Genomic DNA, 7,093 nt, shown 5'->3' with positions numbered 1-7,093 from the left:
CCGTCATCCTGAGGCTTCGTTTTTTGAAGCCGTGAGGGTCCCATCCTCAAATTTTCTCCCCTTCTCCCCCTCGCGCCCTCTCCCCCTCAGTATCTAATGGCGTGAGGATCTCATCTTTTTCTTTTTTAATTCAAAAATATGATTAAGTATGAAATCTTCAAGTCTTTCTAAAAAGGATCACCAGATAGTTGTTATGATCATCAATCGCTGTTTCTTTTATTCGACTCACGGCTCACTGTTTTTAAGAATGAGATTGCCACGTCGTCCAACCAAAAAACGGTTGGTCTCCTCGCAATGACGGATTTAGAATGGGCATAATAAATCAAGCTCCTACCAAAGAATTAAAAAAACGTAGGGGCACAATGAATTGTGCCCATTCTTTAATTAACGTAGCAACCTGCTATGGCAGGTTGAATCCCTGGTATTTTCATTGTCATCTGGTGTTGCTAAGCAGCATGAGGGTCTATTCTATTGAAAAACCACACCTTTAATCGTTTCCAAAATCCAGGATTGCGCATTATTATAAGTATCCTTGGGAAGAATTATAATGGTCATTAGATTGGTATTCGGATATAGCACCATAACAATTGCATACATTAGGTTCTGGGTAAATTCCTCACCGGTCATATCAGATAGCGCGCTTCCCTCCATTCCATAAAGATTAACCTGAGCAGTTCGATCTCCAACTTGAATGATGCTTTGACCAACCTTATTGCCACCTTGACCTAAAATATCATCCTCAATGTCTAAAAATGCCTCTTGGTTTGCTTCCGGATTAGCTACTTTGGGTATATAGGCTTTGGCTTGATCGGGAAGTGAGAAAGCAACGATATCATCATCGGGGCCTGGTTGTTGTGTTGTTCCTTGAGGGAAGGTAATAGTGTATTTCCCTTGAGGGTCCTTAAATACATTTATATTGGGTTGATCAAATGATGGGAGTTGTTCACCGGTTTCCATTTGAGGAAGCCCGCCTGGAGCAGATTCAATTAAAGGTGATGGATTCAACGGCGGTAAGCTTATTGTCGAATCATCTGCGTTTGCTGGTATAACAATTAAAAAAAAGAGCAACGCTGTAAAGCTAATTAACCAATTCCGAGAACTTCTTAAATAGAGCATTGAATAACCCTCCTTCTAACATTTCATAAATGCATTTAATACCTAAAAATAAAATATTGATTAAAAACAAGTTTACTTCTGAATATCAACTCCAGCAATAACTGAATCATCGTTGGTTACTTCCACTTGCTGTCCGGGTTGTAGTACAAGAAATTCATGATGATTCCAATCTCCATTAAGAAGCTTCTCTAATAAATTGAGGTCCCCGGCAATTTCTCGGTATTGAAGAGATTTTTTTTGGGCAATTTCTTTAACTTGGTCATGATAATTTAAAAAACGAAAAAACTCGAAATCAACACTGGCAGCGTAACTATAGTGTTTCATCCAACCTTCTTCAATTTCCATTAAATATTTAGCATTATCCTCTCCATATTTTGCAAGGTATTCCTGGTATTTCCTTTCTAAATTTTCATTGGTTTCCGACCCAACTGCATACCCTCTTTCTACTGCACTCGGTGTGTAATAATAGGTTCCGGGATGATTATTAAATTCATCAAGATATTTCACTCTCGAACCCAAAAAAAGAGTAATGCAATCATGAGCCTTTGGGATAACAACCGGAAGGTCTTTGGCAATGATCCCCTTGGTTGAATTTCCACATAAGGCATAGGCGAGCAATATCGCGTCATAATTATATTCACCCTGGCTGGCTTGGACGATTTCTCTCTGCAAAATTTCTCTAAGGTAATCAGGTCTTTCGTGAAGCCCTTTTTCTAAGAATTTAACGTTAATTGTACTTAAGGAAGAAGCAATGATATAAGAAACTTCTCTTACAAAAATATCACAGGCAATTAATAAATATTGCATCCAACACTCCTCGCTCTCTTTAAAAAATTAATTCCTCAATTAAAATTCAATCCTGGCAACAAGCGCTGCAGTTTTACCTGCCTAAAATAATTCTTCTGATATTGTATAATAAGAATTAGAAAAAGATATTCATTTTTTATAAAAAGACATTATATTTCTCCGCAGCACCTTATTCACAGCTTGCTTTGAATTTACCAGAAACAGTTTTATTGTCTTGAATAATCACAAGAAAAAGGTGGTTAAAAATGAAAACCTACACTTTCCTCTTGGCGGTTTTGAGTCTAATCTTTTTGGGAACATTAACAACCCTGGCAATTGAACCTATTCCAATAAGCCAAAATTATCAATATGTGGCAATTCTATCTGGAGATGAGGCTATACCGCCACAAAATACCGGAGCCTTTGGAAAAGCTTTTTTTGGTTTGAACCAAGAAATGAATCAAATCAGCTATCGAGTTGAAGTTTATAATATTTATGATGTGTTAATGGTAACTTTACGTTTGGGTTCTCCAGGAAAAGAAGGTTCTCTAATTGTGTGGCTTTTTCCAGAAACTCCTCCACCAACTCCGTTAAAATATAAAGGACTATTTGAGGGGGTTCTTGCCGAAGGAATTATTACTGAAGATCGACTGGCGGGTAGATTAAAAGGATTCCCTCTTTCTACATTAATCCAAGAAATAGAAAACCGAAGAGTTTTTGTGCAGGTTGATACTTTACTTCATCAAATTGGAGAGTTAAGGGGTCAGCTATTACCCAATCCTTAATTAAAAAAAGAACAACTTACCAAAAAACCAATATCATATAGAACTATTCACCTAACCACGTTTGACGGAGTAATTACTTACCTGATGCAATATTCAGGAACTACAAGATTTGTTTATTCTATCCCTTCTTATTCACAGAAAAATAATTAAAATCTTGAAGTTATACTCACTCTATTAATGACTACCACATTATTTTTGAAGTTGTTCAAATTCTTCTGGGTGTTGTTTTTTGAAACAGGAAAGATGAGCACACTCGACAACTTTTTCGTCTTCCTCGCGGCATACACAGGGTACATAAGGTTGAATTGCAAATCCACATATGAAGCAGATTTTCTTTTCTGAATTTTTTTCTATTTGCCAAGCCATAATACCCCTCCTCCCAATAAATTTATTTTCTATCTTAATTGTAACGCAAATTTGTATATATTTTTTAATTTATCCCGAAATATTTATTCGTATTCGTTACTCCAAAGCTATACTTTTTTAATTCATCAAAAATGACTTACTCTTGGAAATAGCTAAATTTCCAGATACCTTCGCTCTAACCTAAAAGATTCTATTAAAGAAACGTATTTTAATTAATTAGGCTTGACCTAGAAATAATTATATAATTCATCAATTTAAGATTCAGCTGGTTCAGAGTTTTTTTGAGTATTATCTTGCGCTACATTTCTACGAATTTCACGAGGATTTCCTTCCTTTTTTCTAGATCCATCAGGCCGCCTTGGCTTAAGGGGTGCAATATAAAAAAAATAATCCGGATCCTCATCCTTCTGTTTGCCGGTATTGGGTAATATGAGAATTTTATTCATGGTGTTTAATCGACCACTTAAAAAAACATTCCCATTTCTATCTCTTGTTTTCCACAATCCAGCAAGTTTTAATGCATCCATTTAATATCCTCCCCATATTAATTCGAAATTGGTTTTGAGTATAGTCGGTTTCGTCTTTCAAGCTTATACTCATAATAATTATTTGATGAGAATTGAGTCGCAATTCATAGTATAACACAATCTTTTCTATCACATGATGAGCAGGAACAATAAATCGATGCATAACTCTTTTTTTTATAAGAGATAAAAGCACTGATTAAACTTATAAATGCATTTACACTGGTAATAAATTTTTCTTTTTCAACCAACCATCAATAAGGAAAACCAAATACCCAAATCTTTCTTCAAGAGAAGTCGTAGTAACCCATTTTATACGATCTAATGAAAAACTGGTAAGTAACCTTAAAACTACATCCTGAACCTCTTGGTTGTTTAAATCTTCACTGGCGCGAAATTCATCATAATTCTTGGTTCCATGGGGTAAAAGATAAATAATTTGCTGATAGGGTTGTGATATAAGGTATTCATAAAATCTTTTCGTTATCCTATCAAATAACTCCGAATGGTCACTCCTTCGACAATACAAAAGAGTATAAAGATAATTATCATAAACGGTTCGATCGAGTAATAAGAGTTCGGGTGATTTTTCTCGAATTCTCATTTCTCGAGTAATCTGGATTTCCAATACATCATTTTGAAACATGAGATATAGCTCTGGAATCAATCGCATTTCTTCAAGAGTTCTCACACCATGGGTTTGACTATAAATAGAGAATATGTCACGTGCTACCTCATTGATTACATCCACTATCAATCCTTGTTTCTTGTAATAGCTAAAAAGCTCTTTCACCAAAGTAGTTTTTCCAACCCCTGCTGCTCCACTGAATCCAATTGAAATTGTTTGGTTATTTTGCTGGCGAGGACGCAAAACTATGGCCATCGTAATCCCACTTCCTTCAATTTTTTAGTTTTTAAAAGCTATTTTCTATCACTTCCAATCCTATCAATATAATTGACAGATGTCAATATATATAAAAATATATGACAGTAGTTTTTAATATTTAACTACTAAGTAAAAATCATAAGGTCTTTTTTTGTGAAAAAAATATAAATTTCACTATTATGGATTTTTTCAAAGTGTAATTGTAAAACTAATCTTTACAACAGCCAATTTATCAAAAGGCAATTTAATACTTAGTTACAATGAGATCTTCTTTGAGTAAAATATGAATGAAAGAGGTGATATGAATGAATAAGTTATCAAAACTAAATTATAAGGCTGAATTAGTAGGAGTTTTCGGCCATCCTGTTGATGAAAATCCAACCATCATCATGCAAGAAGCAGCGTTTCGCGCCTTAAATCTCAATTGGAGATACTTGACCATTGAAGTCTTTCCTGCAGATTTAGAAGATGCCATAAAAGGAATCCGGGCTTTCAATATGCGGGGAATCAACCTCACAATTCCTCATAAAGTTGAAGTATTAAAATATTTAGATGAAGTCACGCACGATGCTCAATTAATGGGTGCGGTGAATACAGTCTATCGGCGAGATAACCAATTAATTGGAACCAATACCGATGGAAAGGGATTCCTTACCTCTCTCAATCTTGATGCCAAAACTGACCCTCGTGGGAAAAAAGTGGTGATTTTGGGCGCCGGAGGCGCTGCGCGAGCAATTAGTGTTGAACTTTCCTTAGCTGGAGTAAAAGAAATAACTATCGTTAATCGCTCCCCAAAAAGGGGTGAAGAATTAGTTAATCTTCTCCGGGAAAAAACCCCTGTTAACGCCCACTATGAGCCTTGGACATCCGCCTTCCCCCTTCCTTCTCCTGTCGATATCCTTGTTAATGCAACCTCAATTGGTCTTTTCCCCAATACCAGTCAAAAACCAAATATTCAGTATGACACAATCAGACCTAATCTGGTTGTTTGTGATGTCATTCCTAATCCACCTCATACCCAATTTTTACAAGAAGCCGAAAAACGAGGTGCTAAAACCCTGGACGGCTTGGGAATGTTAGTTTACCAAGGCGCAATTGGTTTTAAACTCTGGACCGGTTTAGATGCTCCCGTCAAAATTATGAAAAAGGCTCTATCAAAAGAATTTGGGGTATAACCATCCCTCAATCTAGTTTCAATTGATATATTTCTTGCGGATTTTCATAGAGAATCCGACGAGCATATTCAATGGCAGTTTTTTCGGTAAAATATCCTTCTTCAACTTTTTGGCTTAAAACTCGGGCTAAACAATGAAGAACCAAACTCACCTTTCCATAAGCCCATTCTACTGAATAGGCATCGGTAGCAATGGCAATCCACTTGTTGGAAGGAAGGGATTCTATTCTTTGAGAAATTAATTGTTCAATAATATTCGGTATCAGAGTATGCCACCAAAAACCGAGCAAACTCACATTGGGTAGCATTCTGGCAATTATGGTAAATTCTTGTGCCATCGAAAGCGATGCAAACATTAAACTCATTGAAATCTTCGGGAAATCTTTAAAGACTTCTACGAGGTCAAGACTTAATTGATGATTATTCCAGACATAGGACTCGCCATATCTCATCCCAGGACGAGCCCAATACGCTCCAATAACAAATTGTGCTGGCGTTCCAATGCTTTGGAGTGCTTCTAAATAACTATAAAATAACCAGGTAAATAAGATGTGGTTTTCTTCGGCACTCAGTTGAGTTCCGGTTTTTTTCTTATCATAAATTTCATTGATTTGACCTGAAACCGGTTTTATTAAATGAAATGCCGAGCTGATAAAAGCGGTAAAATACCGAATCCCCGATTGGGATTTCTTTTTAAAGAAATCGTAAATTGACTGTTGAGCTTGATCACTATTCTCTGGTAAACCACCATACTCTTTAGCTATTAAATCAAGAAGGCTTAAATTTCGGGTTGGGTCAAAATGGAAAAGATCTAAATCTTCGTATAAGGGAATTAAAAACTGATTTCTTGCCAATCCTTCTTGGCTCCAATGATTTTCACAAATGAGTGAACATTGAGCATTCATCCGATTCAATATCGATTTTGGGTAGGAAAAATCTCTGCCTTTCTGAATAATTTGTTGCTGTAAATCTTTCCAATTGTCAGGGCGTATATCACCATCAGTTACATGATAAATATCATTTAATATTTTTTTAATGCACCAAAAGGTAGTTGTGTTTTCAACCAAAGGTTTATATTTAAAAAATTCCCCGATTCTTTCTTCAAACGGAGTATTAGAAACCAAATAATTATCGTCTTTTAGGCCGGCTGAGTAAAGCTCCCGTCTCATAAAATGATAAAAGAGGATGTCGGACAAGTCACGACACTGAGGTTGATCGATTGAAATATGAGAATGAACATCAAAAATTGGCAACTCTTTTATTGAATGGAGTAGGTTTTCAAAATACTTCATTTTTCCATCTCCTTTTTTATATAAGCCTTTTTCAACCAGTACTTTAAAAGAAAATAAACAAATTTAACGTTTTACCCGATAACGGTACATATTCATCCAAACTGCCCCTAAAATAACCAAACCACGGATAACCATTTGAATATAAGGAGATACATTCAGTAAGG

The 7,093-nt window shown here is 35.8% G+C and carries 8 protein-coding genes; 2 read left to right on the top strand and 6 right to left on the bottom strand.

What is annotated here, in order from left to right; all coding sequences use genetic code 11:
• Positions 1–468: 468 nt before the first annotated feature.
• Together PLK24_RS06460 and PLK24_RS06455 are read right to left on the bottom strand one after the other, a co-directional pair.
• A complete protein-coding gene (locus PLK24_RS06460) occupies positions 469–1,116 on the bottom strand; it encodes a hypothetical protein (protein ID WP_324477436.1) in 648 nt (215 codons plus the stop codon).
• Positions 1,117–1,188: 72 nt separating this feature from the next.
• Positions 1,189–1,923, bottom strand: coding sequence for a DUF1638 domain-containing protein (locus tag PLK24_RS06455; protein ID WP_324477434.1), 735 nt, complete (start codon positions 1,921–1,923; stop codon positions 1,189–1,191).
• A gap of 245 nt (positions 1,924–2,168) precedes the next feature.
• Here PLK24_RS06455 and PLK24_RS06450 point away from each other — a divergent pair, with 245 nt between their 5' ends.
• On the top strand, positions 2,169–2,687 hold the full coding sequence (locus PLK24_RS06450) for a CHRD domain-containing protein (RefSeq protein ID WP_324477432.1): 519 nt from the start codon (positions 2,169–2,171) through the stop codon (positions 2,685–2,687).
• Positions 2,688–2,876: 189 nt separating this feature from the next.
• Here PLK24_RS06450 and PLK24_RS06445 read toward each other — a convergent pair whose 3' ends face one another.
• The 3 genes from PLK24_RS06445 to PLK24_RS06435 form a co-directional block, all read right to left on the bottom strand.
• On the bottom strand, positions 2,877–3,053 hold the full coding sequence (locus tag PLK24_RS06445; protein WP_324477430.1) for a hypothetical protein: 177 nt from the start codon (positions 3,051–3,053) through the stop codon (positions 2,877–2,879).
• Positions 3,054–3,307: 254 nt separating this feature from the next.
• Complete coding sequence (locus PLK24_RS06440) at positions 3,308–3,580, bottom strand: hypothetical protein (protein WP_324477429.1); 273 nt, start codon at positions 3,578–3,580, stop codon at positions 3,308–3,310.
• 214 nt (positions 3,581–3,794) lie between these two features.
• Complete coding sequence (locus tag PLK24_RS06435; RefSeq protein WP_324477428.1) at positions 3,795–4,460, bottom strand: AAA family ATPase; 666 nt, start codon at positions 4,458–4,460, stop codon at positions 3,795–3,797.
• A gap of 308 nt (positions 4,461–4,768) precedes the next feature.
• On the opposite strand from PLK24_RS06435, the gene aroE reads away from it, so the two are divergent.
• Positions 4,769–5,638, top strand: a complete 870-nt coding sequence (gene aroE / locus PLK24_RS06430) for a shikimate dehydrogenase (protein ID WP_324477426.1) — start codon at positions 4,769–4,771, stop codon at positions 5,636–5,638.
• A 7-nt stretch (positions 5,639–5,645) separates the two neighbouring features.
• Here the strand turns inward: aroE and PLK24_RS06425 are convergent, their stop codons facing one another.
• Entirely contained in the window at positions 5,646–6,929 is a 1,284-nt protein-coding gene (locus PLK24_RS06425; protein ID WP_324477424.1) for a hypothetical protein, read from the bottom strand.
• Positions 6,930–7,093: the final 164 nt, after the last annotated feature.

The organism is Atribacter sp., assembly GCF_035418125.1.
Taxonomy (GTDB): domain Bacteria; phylum Atribacterota; class Atribacteria; order Atribacterales; family Atribacteraceae; genus Atribacter; species Atribacter allofermentans.
Note: the sequence above shows the minus strand (reverse complement) of the source record. Positions and strands in the feature narration are given on the sequence as shown.